Annotated in this window: 3 protein-coding genes and 1 pseudogene; 1 reads left to right on the plus strand and 3 read right to left on the minus strand. The window is 72.3% G+C overall.

Going from position 1 to position 3,276, the window contains the following annotated elements; translation table 11 throughout:
* Window positions 1-420: hypothetical protein (locus tag SSNG_RS07945; protein ID WP_042800716.1), on the plus strand; the 420-nt coding region annotated here is incomplete at its 5' end.
* On the opposite strand, the pseudogene der reads toward SSNG_RS07945, so the two are convergent.
* The 3 genes and pseudogenes from der to cmk form a co-directional block, all read right to left on the minus strand.
* Window positions 414-1,902, minus strand: a pseudogene (der, locus tag SSNG_RS07950) (ribosome biogenesis GTPase Der). The gene SSNG_RS07945 and the pseudogene der overlap by 7 nt on opposite strands.
* 76 nt (window positions 1,903-1,978) lie before the next feature.
* Window positions 1,979-2,566, minus strand: a complete 588-nt coding sequence (locus SSNG_RS07955) for a lysophospholipid acyltransferase family protein (protein ID WP_241695209.1) — start codon at window positions 2,564-2,566, stop codon at window positions 1,979-1,981.
* A gap of 56 nt (window positions 2,567-2,622) precedes the next feature.
* On the minus strand, window positions 2,623-3,276 hold a 654-nt coding region (cmk, locus tag SSNG_RS07960), incomplete at its 5' end, for a (d)CMP kinase (protein ID WP_128636889.1).

The raw sequence follows: 3,276 nt of genomic DNA on the forward strand, positions 1-3,276 counted from the left end.
GTGCATTCATACGACCCCTCCCGCGCCCCGTTCCGTGCGAGCAGCGCCTCGCACACCCCGATCTACGACAGCCTGTACTCGGAGTACCTGCGCGCCTTCCGGGCGCTGCCGGGCGACCGTACGGGCGAGGAGGACCTCGGCTTCACCGCGTTCTCGTACGGCACCGGGTACGGAAGCCCGTACGGCGGCGTCACGGCCGGTACGAGCGGCTCGTACGGCAGCGGCGGCGGTACCGGCTGGAACGGTTCCTCGTGGCAGCAGGCCGACGGCTGGCAGCCCTCGTACGTCCCGCAGCAGGCGGCGCAGCCGGTGTACTCGTACGCGGGCGCCGGCTCCGGATACGGCGGCGGGCGGCAGCACCAGACCGGGATGCAACACGTCCCGGCGGCCCTGCCGCCCGCTCCGCGCCGGGGCTACTGACCCCGGACCGCCGCTCCTACTTCTTCTTCTTGTACTGGGCGCCGCGCTTTCTCGCGCACCCGCACCGAGATGTGCAGCGGGGTTGCCCTCGAAGCCGAACTCCTCGCGCAGGCGGCGCTCGATGAAGCGCCGGTAGCCGTGCTCCAGGAAGCCGGAGGCGAAGAGGACGAACCGCGGCGGCTTGCTGCCCGCCTGGGTACCGAACAGGATGCGGGGCTGCTTGCCGCCGCGGATCGGGTGCGGGTGGGCCGCGACGATCTCGCCGAGGAAGGCGTTCAGCCGGCCGGTGGGGACGCGCGTCTCCCAGCCCGCGAGGGCGGTCTCGATCGCCGGGACCAGCTTCTCCATGTGGCGGCCGGTCTTCGCGGAGACGTTGACGCGGGGCGCCCAGGAGACCTGCTGCATCTCGGTCTCGATCTCGCGCTCGAGGTAGTAGCGGCGCTCCTCGTCCAGCTCGTCCCACTTGTTGTAGGCGATGACGATCGCGCGGCCGGCCTCGACGGCCATGGTGATGATGCGCTGGTCCTGGACGCTGATGTTCTCGGTGGTGTCGATCAGGATGACCGCCACCTCCGCCTTCTCCACGGCGGCGGCCGTGCGCAGCGAGGCGTAGTAGTCGGCGCCCTGCTGGAGGTGGACCTTCTTGCGGATGCCCGCGGTGTCCACGAACTTCCAGGTGACGCCGCCGAGCTCGATCAGCTCGTCGACCGGGTCGCGGGTGGTGCCGGCCAGCTCGTTGACGACGACGCGGTCCTCGCGGGCGACCTTGTTCAGCAGGGAGGACTTGCCGACGTTCGGGCGGCCGATGAGGGCGATGCGGCGCGGGCCGCCGATGGCGGCGCCGCCGAAGGTCTGCGCGGGGGCCTCGGGCAGGACCTCCAGGACGGCGTCCAGCATGTCGCCCGTGCCGCGGCCGTGCAGCGAGGAGACCGGGTACGGCATGCCGAGGCCCAGGGACCACAGGTAGGCCGCGTCGGCCTCGCCGCTCTGGCCGTCGACCTTGTTGGCGCACAGGACGACGGGCTTGCCGGCGCGGCGCAGCAGCTTGACGACGGCCTCGTCGCTGTCGGTGGCGCCGACCTTGGCGTCCACGACGAAGACGACCGCGTCGGCGGTCTCGATGGCGTACTCGGCCTGGGCGGCGACGGAGGCGTCGATGCCGAGGACGTCCTGCTCCCAGCCGCCGGTGTCGACGACCTTGAAGCGGCGGCCCGCCCACTCGGCCTCGTACGTGACCCGGTCGCGGGTGACGCCCGGCTTGTCCTCGACGACCGCTTCGCGGCGGCCGATGATGCGGTTCACCAGGGTCGACTTGCCCACGTTCGGGCGGCCGACGACGGCGAGGACGGGCAGCGGGCCGTGTCCGGCCTCCTCGATCGCGCCTTCGACCTCTTCGAGGTCGAAGCCTTCCTCCGCGGCGAGCTCCATGAACTCCGCGTACTCGGCATCGCCAAGTGCTCCGTGGTCGTACTGGTCGTTCATGAAGTCCGTTCCTCGTCGTTCGTGGTGATCGGTGGCACCCGCGCAGCGCGGTTCCACTACTGGGTTCAAGTCTCGCTCAGCGCCCGGTGAGGCGCTTGGCGTCGGCCAGGTGGGCGGTCAGCCGTCCCTGGATGCGTGCGGTGGCCTCGTCCAGCGCGGCGCGCGTACGACGGCCCGTGCCGTCGCCGGCGTCGAAGGCCGAGCCGAAGACCACGTCGACCCGGCTGCGCAGCGGCGGCAGGCCCTTGACGAGCCGGCCCTTGGCCTCGGTGCTGCCCAGGACGGCGACCGGGACGACCGGGGCGCCGCTGCGGACGGCGAAGTAGGCGAGCCCGGCGCGCAGGGACGCGAAGTCGCCCCCGCCGCGGGTGCCCTCGGGGAATATCCCCAGGGCGCCGCCGTTCTCCAGGACGCCGAGGGCGCGGGTGATCGCGGTCCGGTCGGTGCCGGCGCGATCCACCTTCACCTGCCCGATCCCCTCCAGGAAGGGGCCGAGCGGGCCGACGTACGCCTCCTTCTTGATCAGGAAGTGCAGCGGCCTCGGCGCGGTGCCCATGACCATGGGTCCGTCGATGTTGTGCGCGTGGTTCACGGCCAGGATGACGGGGCCGGAGGCGGGCACCTTCCAGGCGCCCAGCACGCGCGGCTTCCACAGCCCGTACATGAGGCCGATGCCGATGCGCCTGCCGACCGCCGCACCCCTGGGGGAGGGCGTACCGCTCACTTGGCGCGCCGCTCTGTGCCGTCGGCCGCGTCTCGGCTGCGCCGCTCTTCGACCAGGGTCACGACGCATTCGATGACCTGGTCGAGGGTGAGCTCGGTGGTGTCGACCTCGACGGCGTCGCCGGCCTTGGCCAGCGGGGAGGTCTTGCGGCCGGAGTCGGCGGCGTCCCGCTTGATCAGGGCTTCCCTGGTGGCCGCGAGGTCGGTGGCCTCCTTGCCGCGCAGCTCACCGCTGCGGCGGGCGGCGCGGGCCTCGGCCGAGGCCGTCAGGAAGATCTTGAGGTCGGCGTCGGGCAGGACGGTGGTGCCGATGTCCCGGCCCTCGACGACGATCCCGTCGGCCTCCTCGGCCGCTTCGGCGGCGATGGAGCGCTGGAGGTCGGTGATCAGGGCGCGCACCTCGGGGACGGCGCTGACGGCGCTGACCTTGGAGGTGACCTCCTGGGTGCGGATCGGGCCGGAGGCGTCCAGGCCGTCCACCGTGATGGTGGGGGCGGCCGGGTCCGTGCCGGAGACGATGGCCGGCTTGCCGGCGGCGAGGGCGATGCCCTGCGGGTCGTCGGTGTCGACGCCGTTGGTGATCATCCACCAGGTGATGGCCCGGTACTGGGCACCGGTGTCCAGGTAGCGCAGCCCGAGCTTGGCGGCCAC

The sequence above is a fragment of the Streptomyces sp. C genome, from assembly GCF_000158895.1.
In the GTDB taxonomy this organism is placed as follows: Bacteria; Actinomycetota; Actinomycetes; order Streptomycetales; family Streptomycetaceae; genus Streptomyces; species Streptomyces racemochromogenes.

Bases quoted from the DNA above. Each gene is read 5' to 3' on its own strand.
- SSNG_RS07955 (WP_241695209.1), bottom strand. From the start codon at position 2,566: ATGTACGGGCTGTGGAAGCCGCGCGTGCTGGGCGCCTGGAAGGTGCCC.